The organism is Glutamicibacter nicotianae, from assembly GCF_002797775.1.
Taxonomy (GTDB): Bacteria; Actinomycetota; Actinomycetes; order Actinomycetales; family Micrococcaceae; genus Glutamicibacter; species Glutamicibacter nicotianae.
This window is the reverse complement of the sequence record NZ_PGEY01000001.1, coordinates 2,921,121-2,939,865: the sequence shown is the minus strand read 5'-3', so window position 1 is coordinate 2,939,865 and position 18,745 is coordinate 2,921,121. Positions and strand designations below refer to the sequence as shown.

Genomic DNA, 18,745 nt, shown 5'->3' with positions numbered 1-18,745 from the left:
GTGAACAATCTGTGGTTGAACATGAGACTCGGTTTCATCAACTTGTTGATACTCAGTTTCACGATTTTTAACGTCCACATGGTTCGTGAACTTATCCGCAATCCTTCACCAGATCATCCACAGTTTTATCCACACCTGTGATTTCTCTGCTTCAGTGCTCCCGCTGGCTCTGCTTAATTCTGTTTGTCAGCTCGGTGACCTGATTGAATATCGCTCGACGCTCAGCCATCAGTTCGCGGATCTTGCGATCGGCATGAATTACGGTGGTGTGGTCGCGGCCGCCCAGTTCTGCACCAATCTTCGGCAATGACATGTCGGTCAGCTCACGCAGCAAGTACATGGCGATCTGGCGTGCGGTGACCAAAGTACGAGTACGGGATTTGCTGTTCAGCTCATCAATGCTCAGCCCGAAGTACTCGGCGGTCTGCTTGATGATGGTCGACGGCGTAATTTCTTGTGCGCCGTCTTCGCTGATCAAGTCCTTGAGCACGGTTTCGGCCAAGGCGAGGTCCACCGGCTGGTTATTCAGCGACGCGAAAGCGGTGACGCGGATCAGCGCACCTTCGAGCTCGCGGATGTTCGTGGAAATGCGTGAAGCGATGTACTCCATGACGTCGCTTGGCGCCGAAAGGTTCTCGGCGTCCGCCTTCTTACGCAGAATTGCGATACGGGTCTCGAGCTCTGGCGGCTGGATATCGGTCAGCAGGCCCCACTCGAAGCGCGAACGCATGCGATCTTCGAAGCCCTGCAGCTGCTTGGGAGGCAGATCCGAGGTGATGACCACCTGCTTGTTGTGGTTATGTAGCGCATTGAAGGTGTGGAAGAACTCTTCCTGGGTAGCGTCCTTGTTGGCCAAGAACTGGATGTCGTCAATGAGCAGAATATCGACGTTGCGGTACGTCTGCTTGAAGCTTGCACCCTCGTCGTCGCGGATCGAGTTGATGAAATCGTTGGTGAACTCTTCAGAATTCACGTAGCGCACGCGGATGCCTTTGTAGAGATGGCGTGCGTAGTGCCCGATGGCGTGCAGCAGGTGGGTCTTGCCCAGACCGGAATCGCCGTAGATGAACAGCGGGTTGTAGGCCTTGGCCGGTGCTTCGGCAACAGCGACGGCTGCCGCATGGGCAAAGCGGTTCGACGAACCGATCACGAAGGTATCGAAGATGTACTTCGGGTTCAGGCGGCCGAACTCCTGAGAGTTCGATGGCGGAGTCGGCTGCGGTGCCGGCTGCGGGCGAGGACCAGGAGTCTCGACAACCGCCGGAGCGGAGGGCGCAGTAGGCTTGGCCTCAGGCTCCTCTTCTTCCAGCTCATCCGACAGCGAGAGATCAACGCTGACGGCGCAGCGGATATCATCCTGGAACACTTCCCGCAATGCGTCATCCAGCGGCTCGCGCAACTGGGTCTGCAGAATATCGCGCGTGAGGTCATTGGGCACCGCAACCAAGAGCGTGGTGCCGATGAGACCTTGCGGTTTAGCCAGCGATACGAAGGCGCGGTAACGCGCCTTGACCCGGTCATCATCTTCGATCTTCCGGATGACTTGGCGCCAAGAGCTACCAATGCTATTGGTCTCGTCGCTGCTCACTAAGGGCGCCCCGCTTCCGTTCGAATGCAATCTTGGTCACAAGAATCCCGTTCCCAGGCTTCCTAAACGTCGTTTTTTGGACCACGTCTGCATTGATTCTATCCATCATCCACACAGTTATGCACAGCTGCGTGGAAAATCAGGGTGTTATTACTGTGGAAAACAGGTTTTCCCATGAAATCAAGCGTTTTTCCTCGCGAGATGACTAGCTGTTTTGTGGAAATGTGTGAAGTTTCTTTCGTTATGCACAGCCGTAATCCACAATTTTGAGGTAGATTATTCACAGGCTGGCACCCGAGCAGGGGAGCCGGGGCTAAAGTTGCGCGCCAATTTGACCCAGGGCGCATATTTTTCTATTGTTATTCAGTCCTATGCGCACCTTTTTGCGACTTGCTCATTTTGGAAGAGCCCGCGAGAAAGCGCATTTTATAAGAAAACACGAGCGTCATCCTGTTGTTATCGAGCTAGCTGGTCAACGGGTAGTACGCATCATCTAAATCGTTTTGGAGTGTCACCGTGAGCAAGCGGACTTTTCAGCCTAACAACCGCCGTCGTTCGAAGAAGCACGGCTTCCGCCTTCGTATGCGTACCCGTGCAGGTCGTGCCATCCTTTCGGCACGTCGCGGCAAGGGTCGAGCCGAGCTGTCCGCATAAATTTGCGAAGCAGCTCTTGGCAGCATGATTTCAACGAGCTCAGCTAAAGAGCAACGCGAAACAGATGTTGCCTAAGAATCAGCGACTGCGCCTAGCGCAAGACCTTACAGCCACTGTACGTTCCGGTGTCCGAAGCGGACGCCGGAACGTCGTGCTATATGCACGCCCCCGAGTAACCGAAGAGTTCCTCGGCGACAGGTTTGGATTCATTGTTTCCAAGGCTGTAGGTATTGCCGTTAAAAGGAATCTCACCAAACGACGAATGCGAGAGATCGCCCATGAGCTTCGGCGCGTGGACGGGAATGTCGATTTCGTCTTCCGTGCACTTCCTGGCTCTGCCGAACTCTCCTGGGAAGAACTCAACGCCCAGATCAATTCAGCCTTCTCCGCTGTTTTGCGCAAGATCGAGGCGCGCTGATGCGCAAGGATTCAGCTCCGCGTACCGGTTTGCTGTGGTTCATCATCGATATCCCACGCAACATCGTAATCGGGTTGCTCAAGACTTACCGAAAAATCATCTCGCCGCTGTACGGCGATGTATGCCGATACTTTCCTAGCTGTTCTGCCTATGGGCTCGAAGCAGTGACTCAGCACGGTGTTGTCAAAGGCGCCGGCTTGATCACTTGGCGGATCCTCCGGTGCAATCCGTGGTCCCACGGAGGCGTCGACCACGTTCCTGAGGGACCGAGGATTTGGCCAGAAGGCAAACTGCCGAGGATCATAGTTCTGAATCATCCTGTGATTCCCGACGATGAAGACGCCGCGGAAAGCGGCCGCAAGGAGCTCGACCACTGATGAACAACTTCCTAGACACGATACTGACTCCGTTTACATACGTAGTCTCGTGGGTTCTGTGGGCCTTCCACGAACTGTTCACCGCGATTGGAATGAACGCGGATTCAGGTGTTACCTGGACCCTGTCGATCATCTTCCTCGTGCTGCTGATCCGTACATTGCTGATCCCAGTCTTCGTCAAGCAGATCAAGTCCCAGCGCGCGATGCAGGCACTGCAGCCTGACCTTCGCAAGCTGCAGGCAAAGTACAAGGGCAAGACCGACCAGCTTTCGCGCCAGGCCATGGTGCAGGAACAGCAGGCGCTGTTCAAGAAGCATAAGACCAACCCGCTGTCTTCCTGCCTGCCTCTGCTCGTGCAGATGCCATTCTTCTTCGCCCTGTTCCGCGTACTGAATGAAGCATCGCGCGCTAGCGATGATGGCCGTTCAATCGGCGCACTGTCCGCTGAGCACATCCGCTGCTTCGACGGTTCCACCATCCTGGGTGCACCACTGTCCGAGACCTTCTTGGGCACCATCAACTCCGGCGCTATTAACTGGGCCGTCATCATCGTTGCCGTCGTCATGATCCTTGCCATGACCGCATCGCAGTTCTTCACCCAGCGCCAGCTGATGACCAAGAATATGAGCCAGGAAGCCCTGCAGGGCCCATTCATGCAACAGCAGAAGATGATGCTGTACATCCTGCCTCTGGTCTTCGGCATCGGTGGCATCAACTTCCCAATCGGTGTGCTGATCTACTGGACCGCATCGAACCTGTGGACCCTGGGCCAGCAGTTCTGGGTTATCCGCAACAACCCAACCCCTGGCTCGGAAGCGGAGCGCGAGCTCAACGCCCGCCGTGCCGCCAAGGGCCTGCCTCCAGTAGGCATGAAGAAGGAAGACGCTGACGCCGCTGCAGCAGCCGCAGCGGAGCAGCGGGCCAAGGGCCAGCGTCATCAGCCGCAGCGCAAGAACCGTCGAAAGAAGAAGTAGCCATGACTGCAACTGAGAATATCGACGCGCCCGACCTGGAAAACCAGATCGATGACGATCAGGAAGTTCTGGACGAAGGCGACGTCGCAGCCGACTACCTTGAAGAGCTTCTGGATATCGCTGATCTGGACGGCGACATCGACATTGAAATCCGTGGCGGACGTACCTACATTTCGATCCTTACCGAGGACGATGACGCGTCGCTGGAAAGCCTGGTTGGCAAGGATGGCGAAGTCCTCGACGCGCTGCAGGAACTCACCCGGCTCGCGGTGCTGACTGCGACCGGTGAGCGTTCGCGCCTGATCCTGGACATTGCCGGCTACCGTGCAGAGCGTGCAGATCTGCTGCGCAAGATTGCTGAGGACGCCATTGCCTCGGTCCGCGAAACTGGCGAGAAGGTCCATCTGGATCCGATGAGCGCCTACGAGCGCAAGCTCGTGCACGACGTCATCGCAGATGCTGGACTGCACTCGGAATCCGAGGGCGAATCGACCCGACGCCATATCGTCATCTCGGTACTGGACAGCTAAGAACCATCACGCGTCCGCGCGCTGATCGACCTAAGGACCAACGACAATGACTGAGGACCTCAGCCTTACTGCAGAAGAGACCGTGGCTGCCGAGAAGATTTTCGGTGACCGCTTGGATCTTGCCAAGCGCTATGTAGAGCATCTGGCGACCTCTGGCATTGAACGCGGGCTGTTGGGTCCGCGCGAAGTACCCCGTCTGTGGTCCCGCCACGTGCTCAACTGCGCAGTGATCGAAGAGGTTATGGACAAGGATGCCGAGGTAGCCGACGTAGGCTCCGGCGCAGGCCTTCCAGGGCTTTGCTTGGCAATTGCCCGCCCTGACCTCAAGCTGACTCTGATTGAGCCACTGGAGCGCCGCTGCATCTGGCTTTCCGAGGTAATTGAGGATCTGGGTCTGACCAACGTCACCGTAATGCGTGGCCGTGCAGAGCAGATGGTTGACGTGGTCAACGCACGCTATGTCACGGCCCGCGCCGTATCCGCATTGACCAACTTGGCCGGACTGACCATTCCACTGCTGCACGGTCAAGGCGAGCTGATTGCGATCAAGGGGCGCTCGGCTGCCGAGGAAATCGCCAAGGCAACTAAGGCCATCCGCAAACTCGGTGGCAAGGAAACCGAAGTGCTTACTGTGGGCGAAACCATCCTTGCAGAACCAACAACGGTGGTTCGCATCAAGGTTGGCTAAGGTTGACGCGATAGTCTGTTAAATAGTTATAAAAGTGAAATGGCTTTTATCCTCGTGTATTCGAGGATGAAGCCATTTCGCAATCTGCATGACTTGTTTTGAATGTTTCACGTGAAACATTATCGGTGCACGCTATGAGTATTAGGCGCACCACTTCACGAGGAGGAGTTTTACCTTTGTCTAAGACTAAGGATTCATCGGATAGCGCGTTTGATTTCAACGACTCGTCCTCGCCCCTGGCTACTCAAATAGCTAGTGAACATCGTCGTCGCGAAGCTTTGGAGGCCCGTAAGGTGCCAACGCCCGAGAAGACCCGCTATTTCACGATTTCCAACCAGAAGGGCGGCGTCGGCAAGACGACGACCACCGTAAACCTTGCAGCCGCTCTGGCCAAGGGGGGACTGAACGTCCTGGTGATCGACATCGATCCGCAGGGCAACGCTTCAACCGCGCTGGGTATCGAGCATCATGCTGAGGTGGACAGCATTTACGATGTGCTAATCAACGACCTTCCATTGTCTGATGTCGTAGCTACATGCCCAGACCTGCCAACCTTGCAGGTCGCTCCTGCGACGATTCACTTGGCTGGTGCAGAGATCGAATTGGTTTCTCTGGTAGCTCGCGAACAGCGCCTGCAGCGCGCCTTGGACGACTACGCTCGGACTCGCCAGCGCGAGGGACTGCCTCGCCTGGACTATGTCTTCATCGACTGTCCACCGAGCTTGGGCCTGTTGACCGTCAACGCCTTCGTTGCCGCTCGTGAGGTTCTCATCCCTATCCAGTGCGAGTACTACGCGCTGGAAGGTCTGAGTCAGCTGCTGAAGAACATCGAGATGATCCAGAAGCACCTGAACTCCAAGCTGACAGTCTCGACGATTTTGCTGACCATGTATGATGGTCGCACTAATCTTGCTGCACAGGTGGCTAACGAAGTTCGGGAGCACTTCCCGGAGCAGGTGCTCAAGGCTGTCATTCCGCGTTCGGTGCGAATTTCTGAAGCTCCGAGCTATCAGCAAACCGTTATTACCTATGACCCGAACTCGACCGGCGCCCTGTCGTACTCCGAAGCAGCCCTAGAGATGGCTGAGCGGGGCGCGTAGGCCCGTAGAAGGGCATTTCCCCCTAGAGTCGTTTACCTTAGGTTTTAGTTTGTTTCAGACGTGACACCGTGGCTGATAGCTAACACTCATTGCGAAAGCCGTGGGTGACGCACTGTGCGCATCCCCGGTTCGATGCCAATAAACAGTAGACTAGTCTCGGGCTGAAATTTCGGATGAAAGGGCGTGCGAAAAACATGGCAGACAAGAAGCGGGGCTTGGGCAGGGGACTAGGTGCCCTCATTTCCAGCTCGCCGGCGACCGCAGCTCCAGAGGAGAAGCAGGATGTTTCACGTGAAACATCGCCCGCAGAGCCTGTCGCAGAAGCATCGAGGCCACGGGCAGCACGTCCAGTCGATATGTTCTTCGAACCGGGACGCAAGTCCTCAACGCCGAAGGCACCAACTACTGCTGCTAAGCCGGCAAAGCGTGCTCGAGCTACGATGCCTGGCTTGAACACAACTCTTGGGACGAAGAGTTCTCCTGTGCGCGAGGATGATGCATCGGCCGAGAAGTCAGCACCTAAGAAGAGTCAGCCGAAGCCTGACACCCCAGACTCTTCGGATCTAGTTGAAGTTCCTGGAGCGCAGTTCGCTGAACTCGACGTCAAGCTCATCCACCCGAATCGCAAGCAACCGCGAACCAACTTCGACCAAGAGCACATGGATGAGCTCATCCATTCCATCCGTGAAATTGGACTGCTTCAGCCTATCGTTGTTCGTCCTTCGCGCGAGAAGGATGACGCCCCATACGAACTGGTCATGGGTGAACGTCGTTGGCGAGCAACGCAGGCCGCTGGCCTGGCGACCATCCCGGCGATCATTCGGGACACGCAAGACACCGATTTGTTACGCGATGCGCTGCTCGAGAACTTGCACCGCTCGCAGCTCAATCCGCTGGAAGAGGCTGCTGCTTACCAACAGCTTTTAGAAGAGTTCAACTGCACGCAGGAAGTGCTTTCCGAACGAATTGGCCGGTCACGTTCGCAGATTTCCAACACGATCCGTTTGATGAAGCTCCCTCCTCTCGTTCAACGTCGCGTTGCAGCGGGGGTTCTCTCGGCCGGCCATGCACGGGCCTTGCTTGGACTGTCCAACAACGAAGTCATTGAACAGTTGGCCCAGCGGATCATCAACGAGGGTCTGTCTGTGCGGGCGACTGAAGAGGCAGTTGCCCTGAGCGATGATAAGCCGCGCAAGCCAGCCAAGAAGGCGCGCGAGACCCAGCGTAATGAGCGTTTGGACTTCTTGGCGACATCGCTTGCGGACCGCTTGGACACTAACGTCAAGATTCAACTTGGCAGCCGCAAGGGCAAGGTCAGTATCGAGTTCGCTTCGGTCGATGATCTGAACCGCATCATGCAGGTTATCGATCCGACAATGAACTCGTAATTAGATAGAGAAGGCGCATGTTTCACGTGAAACATGCGCCTTCTCTATCTCCAAAACGCTGTTTCACGTGAAACAAGTATTGGGGAGCGGTGGCCAGTATTTAGGAAGGGTTGAAGGAGAGGTTGGCCAGCGGATGTTGTCACTGCATTAGAATCTCTCGGGACGTACAACCCTGAAGGCTGGATGCAAGGACTTCTTTCGGCCCGAAGAATCAGTACCACGCGAAGACCCAGACTTTGCGCCAAGTGCATCTCAGTTTGTGTCCACGCCTCCCCAAGGGCCTTCATCGGAGTTGCAACGAAAAACCTCTCGCAACTGACGATGCACCGATCGACTCCTGGTGCGTTTCCAAGGAGTTGCAGGAGGAGCAGAGAACCGTCATGAGCCTTTGGGGGAGTGCTCGGGAAGAGTAGTGCACCGAACTCGACTGGGGCACCATCCGCACCTCGTCACCCCGAAGCAAAACCGTCTAAATGTTCCTGTCTGCCGGACGTTCAAGAAGGTCAGGTCTTGCTGACATGGCGTACCTGGTTCATGGTTGATTCTGTAGCCCTATGCACCTTAACTGCTGGAGTGCGACCCCGACTTGGAGGCTGATCACTAGGCAATGGTTCGCTCACGAACAGGATGGGCGCTCCAAGCAAAGACATACGTTAAAAGGGTAGGGACCATCAAGCCACAGAGTGAATGCATGTCCTTCAGCCGAGAGAACCTGATCGTCCCTTACGCGGGAAAGTCTCAGAATTCTTGACGGAGGTGCCATATCCCGAATGGCTCAATAGTGAATATTCGTGGCTTTAAGAGCCGCTAGAATTCTCATCCAGAGCCACCGGCCAGCCATAACCGACTTACGGCTGCCTTATGCAAAGGCAGAGCTCCACGTAAAGTATCGACTGAACGGCAGGCAGGCTTCAAATAGATCCTCAGAGCCTGTTGCCCGGCGACGATGCTCGTGCGAGGCCATGGAAGCTCCTAGCCAGCCTAATTCGATGCTGACGTTTTGTCATCGACGTTGGAGGTGACCATGAGTTGGAGTAAGCAGCGTTCGTAGGACGTAAAGAAGCTGTTCTAGCCCAGGTTGGGCATCGCGCCTTCTTGTTAGTTGCAGTCGGGAAAAGTAGTTGAAGGACCTGCTCGTCGCTCAGCTACTCGAGGTGCTTCCAGCTACGAGGACGATATCTGCGGCATTGAGGTCTACGCCTACGCTGTCGTGAAAGATGCCTTGCGTGGATGCGATGGCGCAGTCTGGCAGACTCTCAGCGCGAGCTGGATTAGTCGCATGACTTCGAACTTTCGTACATTGAAAAAGATTCTGTCCACCATACAGTCGGTTGCGTGGTGGGAGCAGCGTATAGGGGGTGGCTCTGACGAAAAATATTCGGTGGCAATGAGAGACAACGGCGGCGTTTCTCTCTGGTGACTCTAGATCGGAATTGTAGAGGCCCCCAAGATTCAGATGATCAGCTTTCTGCGGATCTATGATTCGAGTGAAACTGTCCTATGGAATAGAACGAAAATGTCGATCAGACTGTGCTCGATGAGAAGTTGCTGTGTCGGTCGGTAGGGAGACTACTCCTTCATTCACTGGATCATGCAAAGATGATAAGTTCGCTGCGACTGATTTCCAGTACTCGATCCAGACTCTAGGATTTGATGACTCCACCCGGGATAGGCGTGGTCTTCTAATGCAGCCTTGAAATGATTAGCGTCGATCACGAATCTATCTAGGCCTAAACATTGGACTGATGCATTGTTTACTCTAACGACAAACACCAGTCCGATGTTGTAACCGCCGTGAGGTCGCTGTTCAAATAGTCAGGCTGATAGCCATGCCATAAGAGCAGATGATGAACTGACTTATGAAACGAGGAAAAGAATTTCTCTCGGGCATCTTCGCTGTTAGTCCGCTTACGTCATGACTCATGAGAACAAGTTTCACGTGAAACATAGACCCTCCCTCAGGCGGTTCGTTCGATATACCCTTGGCTTTGACTGGTGGCCAGGGCTCTGAAGAAACCTATCGAGCAATCAACATGCCGCCCCCATCCACGGATCTGCAGGAACTGCAACGTGGACGAGTGATATTCGGTGGCCGTAGTCTGGCTTGCTTGGATTTCTACGTTCGCCTCGGAATAGAGCGAATTGGCAGAGTCCAGCAACGAGCGGTTTCTAGACCTGATCAGGAGACGATCTAGACTTTCAAGAGTTGCTGTGAGCCGGACGCAATCCATTCATGGCCATAGTCGGCATTAGTCGGAGATTCTTATCCACGCTACGTCCTTGAATGGCTTCGTTTCGATGGCTGTCACTCATTTGCATTCGAATCAGCTTTCAGGACATCGACTTCAAGCTTTAGGGTTGCTGTACACGACTGAATCTGGTGAGTACATTCTGCCGGATAGGGGAGTGGCATGAACCGGACCCGCAATCTAATGGGCGAGCAGTGTTCTTGAAGTGGTGATGAATAATTGAACCTTTGGAGCCACAAAAGAGTTCCGGTTCAGAGCCGCCCGTTACTATGCTTCTGCGCCTCTGAGAATTAGCGCCTGGAGTCACCATTCCATTCTGACGGGATCACCGCTACCTCATATCGCGACTGGGCTCTTCGAAAGGGAACATCTTGAACGGCAGGCAGATGACAAAAGGATACACTGTGGACCGTTGGGCACTGAAAGGGGGAGTGTAGGGTCATGATGGCTTCTGGCCGTCAGTCTCTATGGTTATGCCTGCTTTGTGCTCAACTCTGGACTTGTCCAAGTCTACGAGTAAATGATGATGGTATGAGGATCAGAACTTGTTGTAGCCCTTGAATGCGGTTCGATGGTCCTGTCCTGTCGTACGTAGTCATCGTGCAAAGCTTGAGGTAGGCGCCAGCCTAACCTAGATCCGTATGGTCGATGCTCCAGTATGGTTGGGTCAACACGTTTAGAGTTGGTTGCGGTCAAGGAATCGCAATTAGTAGCGCTTTTGCCGCTCTTGTCCTGAAGGCGCGCTCAGCTTTGTAAGGAGGCGCCGCCTACTTCTATGACTCTGCTGCGGGAGATGCGTCGGGTGTGGACGTAAAGAATCGTCCTGACTAAGCCTCGGCGTAAAGCTGGGGCATGAGCGACATTCGCGCGTGCCGTTGAACATGGCTTGTTCTGCGAGAAAGTCTGTTGCACTGGCCGGGAGTTTATACAGGGTTATTTAGACGGATAGTGTTTGGCAGCTCCGAGTGACAATAATGGAGTACCCCTCGGGCGACTCTGCGTTGGAAGAGCGGTGGCTGCCATAATGGCTACATACTCACTTAGACTCAGGCTGAAAACAGCCGCTTTTTGGCACCGTTTCACGTGAAACGTTAATCGATGAACCATACAGGACTTTCGAGACTAAGCGCTGGAAACGTGTTTCACGTGAAACAAGGAGAACCACCTAAACGACACCTCGTTTCCCACGCCATGCCCAATGGAATGACCACGCAAGTCACTGGAATTTCCCTTCAGGCTGGAATCGCGAATGATCACAGGTAAATGATCATAGGGGTGGATGTCCTGACGATAGCCGAGTTGCCAATAACTAGAACTGCATAGGCAGATCGGAAGAGACAACGGGAGCAACTATCCGATGTTCGACGTACGCGGACAGTATTCCGTGTAGGGCGCGCAATCAATGAATCTGGACGTATAACCAGAACGTAATCCCGACCAGCACGCATGGTCTGCCGAGGGGTCCCGCGCGCTTCATTCGTATGTTCTTGTCTCTAACAAGGGTACGTCCGATGAGCGTCAAGTGCAGTCATGGAGTGTGATGATCAAATCGCATCTATAAGCGCTACGAGCACCAGAAGCGCCACTGAGAGCCTTCCATCTACCACTCCGAGTGACCAAGAGGTTCCGTAGGCTCCTGGATCGCTACACGAGCCCACAGAGGCTTTGATGAGAAGAGCAGCGCACTGCTGGCCCAGAACAGGAGCAACTGAGCGAAAATAGCGTTAGGTCTGTGGCTGTAGACGCTTTGATTTGCGCTGTTTTTCCGAGACAGTGGACGCGTACCGCAGGCCTATTTGCATGCCCACGTCATCGAGAGAGAACTAAGTCAAGTGAGCCCGTCCCTGCCATCACGCAGCTATGTCGTCACTTGTCCGTGGATCCAGATGAATATTAGAAGCTTTGAGAGCCACCAGTATTGCCGCTCAGGGCCACCCATTATTCTTGTTCAGAGCCACCAGCCGGCCGGGGTAGTCCGACTGCTTGTACTGCGTGCAGAAAATGGGGATGCTCTGTCTTGCTGTTGCTCCATGAGCACGATAATAGAACGCGAAATTTCCACGCTGGGTGGTTCCAAAAGCCACTGATCGAGCATCAGGACACTGTAAATTGATGCCCAATGCCCTGGCGACGTCCTCGGTGGATCGGTTGCTGCGTCAGGCGCACATTTGCCAAACCAGCGGTGAATCTGTTCGGTTGACGCAGGTGTTGGCTGGTGCTGGGGTGAGTTCCTTGATGTAGCCCCTCTCAGCACGGGCAGACTGCTGTGCATGACGGCTGATACCACATTGGCTGATTATGGGCAGCAGGCAGTTTTGCTGACCCTTAATGGGCATTATTCGTGGCCGCCGGTGGGCAGAAACTCATGCCCCTTGACAGAGGGGTTTATACAGGGTGGCTCTGAAGGAGAGAATCAGGTGGCTCTGATCGAGAATAACGGCGTTTTCAGCTGGTGGCTCTGAACGGCAATATTGGTGGCCTTCAAAGAGTCAAATATTCAATTCAGAGTCTTTGGCGTGGTCGGCGCAGACACGGCGCATCAACGGCTGGGGCGTCGAGTCTAGAACCAGTTTCCTCATGCGTGAATGATCCGGTCTGATTGGTCAAACAGGATTCTGCGACCGTTGCGGACTGGGAACAGGTGTTGGCAGATCTGCTCGTGGCTCAGGCCGTTGAGCACCTACCAACGGAGCCAGATGGTGCCTCGGGTTTTGAAGAGTGTAGCTCCACAGCGCCGGGAGTTTCCTTGCAAAGCCTCTGCGGCCGGTCCTGATGGAACCCCTGCTCTGGATACAGGAAAGGTCGACGCACTCCGGGGCAGCTGATACATTCAAGAGCCCGGATCGATAGCTCAGGCTGTCGCATGATGGAAGGATCCTATGCAAAGGCGGCACTGAACGGCACTGTCCTGCTCTCTCAAAGAAAAGACTGCTGCATGCGTTTTTAAATCCGCATGCTGCTGCCACTCCTTGAAAGTCGGAGGCGAAGCATTCGGGATCGAGAGCTGGCCGACGGGTAGTCCCTGCAACGCAGAGCAGGTTGCAAAATGCACCGGAACAAACAGCACTGAATCACCGATGCAGGCCTCGAACTTGGCGAGCCATTATCCGAGCAGAAAGTACGAGCTCGACTCATCGAAACCAAGTATTGATGCATTAAGTCATAAAATGGTACCAAGAATCCAAAAACAAAGTGTAAATATTGATATTTCATCGTTACTCGTCAAAACGTCTTCAAATCAAAGAATAGCCCCCATCTGAGCTGGGGTCAGGGCTGGAACATACTCCGGAATGGGAGAACTAGCAAGATTTTCACAAGGCATCGGTTAAAACAGGAGTGGAGACCAACCTTGCGGTTGGTCTCCACTCCAATGACGTATCGACTTACAGGTATTCTGCGAAGTCCTTCTCGATGACAGCCTTTGGCTTGGCACCGATGGAAGTGGCAACATGCTCGCCACCCTTGAACACGTACACGGCAGGGATGCTGGTGATGCCGTACTTGGCGGCAATTGCGTGGTTCTCATCGACGTTGACCTTCACGACGTCGACCTTCGCAGCGTGCTCTTCTGCGATCTGATCCAGGATCGGACCGAGCTGGCGGCAAGGGCCGCACCATTCAGCCCAGAAATCGACGATGACTGGCTTTTCGGCATCCAGGACATCAGCCTGGAAGGTTGCTTCAGTTACTGCTTTTGCGTTGCTCATGAGAGACAACCCCTTTCTGAGAAATCTGTTAGGCGGTAGCGAGGGTTTCGGAAACGTTGGCCAGGTAGTGCTCCACGTCCTGGGCCGCGGCGCAGCCCGAACCGGCTGCGGTGATGGCCTGTCGGTAGGTGGAGTCGATCACGTCGCCGGCAGCGAAGACACCTGGCAGCGAGGTCTTGGAAGAGCGGCCTTCAACGGCGATGGTGCCTTCGGAAGTCAGCTCAAGCTGGTCTTTGACCAGATCCACGCGAGGGTCGTTGCCGATGGCTACGAAGATGCCGGTGACATCCACGGTGGTTTCCTCGCCGCTGGTGCGGTTCTTCACGACCAGGCCCTCGACCTTCTCTGCGCCGTTGATGCCGACGACTTCCGAGTCCCAGATGAACTCGATCTTCTCGTGGGCCAAGGCGCGGTCGGCCATGATCTTCGAGGCGCGCAGTTCGTTGCGGCGGTGCACCACGATGACCTTGGACGCGAACTTTGTCAGGAACAGTGCTTCTTCCATGGCCGAGTCGCCACCGCCGATTACGGCGATGGTCTGCTCGCGGAAGAAGAACCCGTCGCAGGTGGCGCACCAGGAGACGCCATGGCCGGAGAGGCGCTTTTCATCTTCCAGACCCAACTCGCGGTAGGCAGAGCCCGTGGAGACGATGACAGCACGGGCACGGTAGACGGTGCCGTCGGCCAGGGACAGCGTCTTGATTTCGCCCTCGAGGTTCATTTCCGTGACGTCATCGAAGAGGATCTCGGCGCCGAAGCGTTCGGCCTGCTTCTGCATGTTGTCCATCAGATCAGGGCCCATGATGCCCTCGGGGAAGCCCGGGAAGTTTTCCACGTCGGTGGTGTTCATCAGTTCGCCGCCGGCGGTGACTGAGCCTGCGATGACTAGTGGGTTCAGATTCGCACGGGCGGTGTAAACCGCGGCGGTGTAACCGGCCGGACCGGAGCCGACAATGATGACGTCGCGGATTTCGTCGTTCTGTGCTGAAGTCACGGGGGTAGAACCCTTTCGTTCTATTAATGCGAGGTGGGTAGCAAGGTCTAACCTCACTATCCACCTCAACGCATTGCTTTCGTAAAAAATTCCGCTTCTATTACTTGGCGGAGAATTCACCGATCTGCAGACCGAATGGCCGCGAATCGTTGCCACCGGATGCCTTGCGAGGCAGCTCGGTGATGTCCAGGAATACGTGGGATCCTTCCATGTAGTCCTTGTCGTCGCCCTTGACAGTTACCGATATCGAAGGGCCGGAGAATGAGCCCTTGGCTACCGACTTGGCATCGCCCAGATCGTCGGAGTCGCCGACGAGGATCTCGTAATTGCCGCCGGTGCCGTTCAGGCCCTCGAGGTTGACCTCGGAGATCTTGGACTTCTCGTCCAATTCCAGGATGAAGACCATGTTGGAAGCGAAGCCGCCAAAATCAGCTGTGGTGTAGGAGTAGGTGGCATAGGTGCTCGACGCGTTGCCGTCGATCATCTGGCCCAGCTTGCCATCGGTTTCGGAATTCAGCTGCTGGTTGCCGGGAACGAGGCGGGACACGTCATCGACCTTCGGGGCAGGCAAGGACTCTTCGGTAGGTTCCTGTTCCTTCTCGGACTCGGAAGGCTTCTCCGAGGATTCCACGGCAGTTGGCGTCTCGCCCTCTGCGGTGGTGTTCTTGTCGCCACCTAGGAAGTTGAAGGCGAAGACCACGGCAACGACCAGCACGATCAGCAATACGGCGCCAACGAGCAGGCGAGTTCCCTTGGATCCGCTTTCTTCCTCTTCCTGCTCGTCGACCTGCGGGTCTTGGGCGGGAGCGTTCTTGGCTGCTGCCGGGAAGGTCGAGGCCTTAGGCGCGGCTGCGGCGGCACCTGCAGCGGCCGCTGCAGCTGCGTCCTTCTTCTTTGCAGGCTTTTCTTCTTCCTTGGCCGGCTCTTCCTTGGCAGGCTTGGCCGGGGTGTTGCCCTTGGACTGCGCTGCGGCGGCTAGCGCCGCGGTTGCGGTGACGTTAGGTTCGTCGTCGTCCAGACGGGTGACCTTCGGCTTGTCTTCGGCCGTTGGATTTTCAGCAGGGGCAACCGGGGTGGCGACGGTGTCGGGAACCTGTTCGTTCGGCGCGGTCTGGTCGAACTGCTCCTCTTCAGGCTGTTCCTGGTTCTTCTTGCCGAAGCGGTTCTTCAGCCCCGCGAAGCCCCCAGCCAGGGCGGAACCGATCTTGCCTTGATGTTCTGGTTCGTCCTCGTATTGCAGCTGCTCGTAGTACTCGTTGTCGTCTTCGTAGGTTTCGGGGACAGCCTGGCGGGACTCGCCAAAGATCTCGGTGCCGAGGGTATCGGTGAAGAACGGCTCAACGTATGGAGCGTCGTCGGTTTCCAGAACCAGGTCCAGCAGGTCCGAGGACCGCGCGGTATTGGCGACTAGGTAGGTCTGGTTGGAGTCGGTGATGCCCAGATCCAGCACCTGGACGTTCGATGCGCGCTCGCCCATGGCGATCTCGCGTGCGCTCGTTGCCAGCTGCGAGGAATTCTCGACGGAAGCCACCATGATGCTGACCGAGCGGTTCAGCACCTGGTCTACGCCACCGAGTACCAAGTCTCCTTCAGCTGATGAAAGGACACTCTCAGTTACCTGGTAGCGGCCGCTGAGGACAGAGCCGACATCGATTGGCTGCGACACGTGCATCTCCAAGGGGTTGAATTTGGTTCGGTGGCGGTCCACAGACCACCACCTGTCATGTTACCGGTCAGCTCCGGCTATTTGGTGCCTATTTGCCCAGAATCACTAGCAAGTTTCAGCGGATTATCAGCGATTCAATCCCGGGATTCTGCGCAGGATCGGACCGAGGAACGACTGGAGCTCCGGAACCTTGGTCTTGTGCAGCAGGCCGATGAACACGATGCCCATCAGCAGGGCGACAACAGCCACCGAAATCAGCGCGCTGACTACTGAATCGTAGGCGAATCCGAAGCTGAATCCTCCCAGCAGCCAGAGCGCTACGCAGCCGACGATAGCCGACAGCGTAGCCATCCACCCGACTCGGATGTAGGTGTCGATGACCGAGGAAACATCGTAGCTGCCGTAGCGGCGCTTGATCAGATAATGGGTGCCGATGCAGGTCAGCACGTTGGTCAAGCCGTAGATGAAGGCAATGGCGGCGGCGATATGCAGCGGGTCAACCACGGCGGCCGCGGTGAACGCCAGGACCAAGCCGACCGCTGCCGTGGCCGATTGGATCAGCATCGGGGTGCGGGTATCTTCTGCCGCGTAGAAGACACGCAGCATGAAGAACTGCAGGGACTTGAACGGCAGGCCAAGCGCGGTGAGCACCAGCAGCTGCCCCAAAGCGCCCGCGGCCTGCGCCGCATGCTCGGAGCTGCCGGCAAACAGCCTGCCCAGCGGCCCGGCCAGCACGATGAAGACCAGCGTGCAGAACACGATGGGGATGGCGGTGGAGCGCATGCCCTGGTTCAGCAGCTGGCCGACATCCTTGCGGCGGTTCTCGGTGAACGCCCGGGCGAAGTCGTTGAACAGCACGGTGGCGACAGTCAGGGCGAATAGCGAATGCGGCAGCACGGTGATCAGCTGTGAGGTGTTCAGCGCGTACTCGCCGGCGACCGAGGCGGCCTGTTCGGACGGCAGCTGCGCTCGAGCTGCGGTAGCGCCGGAGACGATCTTGGAGTAGGCGAGCGAGGAAAGATTGCCGATCACCATGGCCGCCAGCGTCCAGATTGCCAGCTTGCCCACATGGCGCAGGCCCATGCCGCGCCATTGGAAGTCCAGGGTCAGTTTCAACCCGGTCTTCTTCAACGGCCAGAACAGCACGACTGACTGCAGCACGATGCCCAAGGTGGCTCCGCCCGCCAGCCACATGGTCTTGATGCTGTTCCACTCCTGCATCGGGTCGCCCGACGAGTAGGCGCCGAAGGTCAGGATGAATGCGCCAATGACGATCAGCTGGATGACGTTGTTCACCGCCGGGGCCCACATGAACGCGGCGAATCGGCCGTTGGCGTTCAGCACCTGGCCCAGGACCGCGTAGAGCCCGTAGAAGAAGATCTGCGGCAGCGACCAGTAGGCAAATGCCGTTCCCAGCGCGATCATCGGCTCGGTCCAGTTACTGGTGAGCACCGTGATCAAGGGCCTGGCGCACAGCGTGAGGATCAAAGTCAGGATCCCCATGCCCACCACGGTCAGCGTGACCAGCTTGGACGTGTATGCCGCACCGCGATCCTTGGCCTTGGAAGCCTTGATCAGCTGCGGGATGAGCACGACATTGAAAATGCCGCCGGCCAAGAGCATGTAGATGATGGTGGGGATGACATTGGCTTTTTCAAAGATGTCGGCCACCGAGGTGACCGAACCAATGGCCATCGCCAGCAAGGCCGTGCGCACGAAGCCCAGCAGGCGGGAAACCATCGTGCCGGAAGCCATCAGGGCATAGATCTTGGAACGCGATCCTGCCGGTTGGGCTATCGGCTGCCGGGGAGGTTCGGCGACGATGTCCGTGGCTCCGGTGTTTGGCTGGTCGAAGCCGGCAGTTGGATTAGGAACCTGGGACATGCTTTGTAAGGACCTCGCGTGCCAGATCGGCGATCCGGCGCTCATTAGGGAAGGACAGGCGCTTGCCCAGGGAACCCAGCGGCACCCAGGCAACATCGACGGCTTCATGATCGGGATCATTCTCGATCGTCAGATGCCCGCCGGTAGCTTCCAGCAGAAAATGGTGCACGGTCTTGTGCACACGGTAATTCGTCACGGTGAACCAGTAATCGACCGAACCCAGCGGGGCGAGGATGCGTCCAGCAATGCCGGTCTCTTCCTCGATTTCGCGGATAGCCGCTTCCTCGTTGGTTTCCACGCCCTCCGGGTGGCCCTTGGGCAGGCACCATTCCAGCCGTCCGCCGCGGTTGTAGCGGGCAATAATTGCCACTGGCAACTTGGGGTCGTCGAAGTCGATGACGATGCCTCCGGAAGAGACTTCTTCCACGGTCGGCAAGCTCGTATGACCGCCAGTTGCCTGCGCGCGAGCCATTGACGCAGTCAATGGAGTGCGCTTCGGGGCAGACGGGATCGGTCGGTTCATAGAAC

Annotated in this window: 15 protein-coding genes; 9 read left to right on the top strand and 6 right to left on the bottom strand. The window is 56.3% G+C overall.

Annotated features, from left to right (window positions below):
- Nucleotides 1–151 precede the first annotated feature (151 nt).
- Complete coding sequence (dnaA, locus tag ATK23_RS13665; RefSeq protein ID WP_066142766.1) at nt 152–1,588, bottom strand: chromosomal replication initiator protein DnaA; 1,437 nt, start codon at nt 1,586–1,588, stop codon at nt 152–154.
- 516 nt (nt 1,589–2,104) lie between these two features.
- Between dnaA and rpmH the strand changes: the two genes are divergently transcribed.
- The 9 genes from rpmH to ATK23_RS16395 all read left to right on the top strand — a co-directional run bounded on the left by rpmH (nt 2,105) and on the right by ATK23_RS16395 (nt 12,428).
- Nucleotides 2,105–2,242 (top strand): 50S ribosomal protein L34, encoded by a 138-nt coding sequence (gene rpmH, locus ATK23_RS13660; RefSeq protein ID WP_073707184.1) that lies wholly within the window; start codon nt 2,105–2,107, stop codon nt 2,240–2,242.
- 64 nt (nt 2,243–2,306) lie between these two features.
- The gene (gene rnpA / locus ATK23_RS13655; RefSeq protein WP_083515633.1) at nt 2,307–2,660 is read left to right on the top strand and encodes a ribonuclease P protein component; all 354 of its coding nucleotides are present in this window, start codon (nt 2,307–2,309) and stop codon (nt 2,658–2,660) included.
- Nucleotides 2,660–3,037, top strand: coding sequence for a membrane protein insertion efficiency factor YidD (gene yidD, locus ATK23_RS13650; protein ID WP_038992741.1), 378 nt, complete (start codon nt 2,660–2,662; stop codon nt 3,035–3,037). Before rnpA ends, yidD begins: the two co-directional genes overlap by 1 nt.
- Entirely contained in the window at nt 3,037–4,011 is a 975-nt protein-coding gene (gene yidC / locus ATK23_RS13645; RefSeq protein ID WP_066142771.1) for a membrane protein insertase YidC, read from the top strand. Before yidD ends, yidC begins: the two co-directional genes overlap by 1 nt.
- Before the next feature lie 2 nt (nt 4,012–4,013).
- A complete protein-coding gene (locus tag ATK23_RS13640; RefSeq protein ID WP_038992744.1) occupies nt 4,014–4,541 on the top strand; it encodes a Jag family protein in 528 nt (175 codons plus the stop codon).
- A 46-nt stretch (nt 4,542–4,587) separates the two neighbouring features.
- Nucleotides 4,588–5,229, top strand: coding sequence for a 16S rRNA (guanine(527)-N(7))-methyltransferase RsmG (rsmG, locus tag ATK23_RS13635; protein ID WP_066142774.1), 642 nt, complete (start codon nt 4,588–4,590; stop codon nt 5,227–5,229).
- Nucleotides 5,230–5,405: 176 nt separating this feature from the next.
- Nucleotides 5,406–6,329: a ParA family protein gene (locus ATK23_RS13630; RefSeq protein WP_073707181.1), complete on the top strand. Its 924-nt coding sequence runs from the start codon at nt 5,406–5,408 to the stop codon at nt 6,327–6,329.
- 194 nt (nt 6,330–6,523) lie between these two features.
- The gene (locus tag ATK23_RS13625) at nt 6,524–7,717 is read left to right on the top strand and encodes a ParB/RepB/Spo0J family partition protein (protein ID WP_038992747.1); all 1,194 of its coding nucleotides are present in this window, start codon (nt 6,524–6,526) and stop codon (nt 7,715–7,717) included.
- A 4,519-nt stretch (nt 7,718–12,236) separates the two neighbouring features.
- A complete protein-coding gene (locus ATK23_RS16395) occupies nt 12,237–12,428 on the top strand; it encodes a hypothetical protein (protein WP_157066408.1) in 192 nt (63 codons plus the stop codon).
- Nucleotides 12,429–13,349: 921 nt separating this feature from the next.
- On the opposite strand, the gene trxA is transcribed toward ATK23_RS16395, so the two are convergent.
- From trxA to ATK23_RS13595, 5 genes are all read right to left on the bottom strand, one after another.
- Nucleotides 13,350–13,673: a thioredoxin gene (gene trxA, locus ATK23_RS13615; protein ID WP_066142777.1), complete on the bottom strand. Its 324-nt coding sequence runs from the start codon at nt 13,671–13,673 to the stop codon at nt 13,350–13,352.
- 28 nt (nt 13,674–13,701) lie between these two features.
- Nucleotides 13,702–14,667: a thioredoxin-disulfide reductase gene (gene trxB / locus ATK23_RS13610; RefSeq protein ID WP_066142780.1), complete on the bottom strand. Its 966-nt coding sequence runs from the start codon at nt 14,665–14,667 to the stop codon at nt 13,702–13,704.
- 100 nt (nt 14,668–14,767) lie between these two features.
- Entirely contained in the window at nt 14,768–16,333 is a 1,566-nt protein-coding gene (locus ATK23_RS13605; RefSeq protein WP_100339289.1) for a hypothetical protein, read from the bottom strand.
- 126 nt (nt 16,334–16,459) lie between these two features.
- Nucleotides 16,460–18,217 (bottom strand): murein biosynthesis integral membrane protein MurJ, encoded by a 1,758-nt coding sequence (murJ, locus tag ATK23_RS13600; RefSeq protein WP_245858432.1) that lies wholly within the window; start codon nt 18,215–18,217, stop codon nt 16,460–16,462.
- Entirely contained in the window at nt 18,201–18,740 is a 540-nt protein-coding gene (locus ATK23_RS13595; RefSeq protein WP_038992756.1) for an NUDIX domain-containing protein, read from the bottom strand. Before ATK23_RS13595 ends, murJ begins: the two co-directional genes overlap by 17 nt.
- Nucleotides 18,741–18,745: the final 5 nt, after the last annotated feature.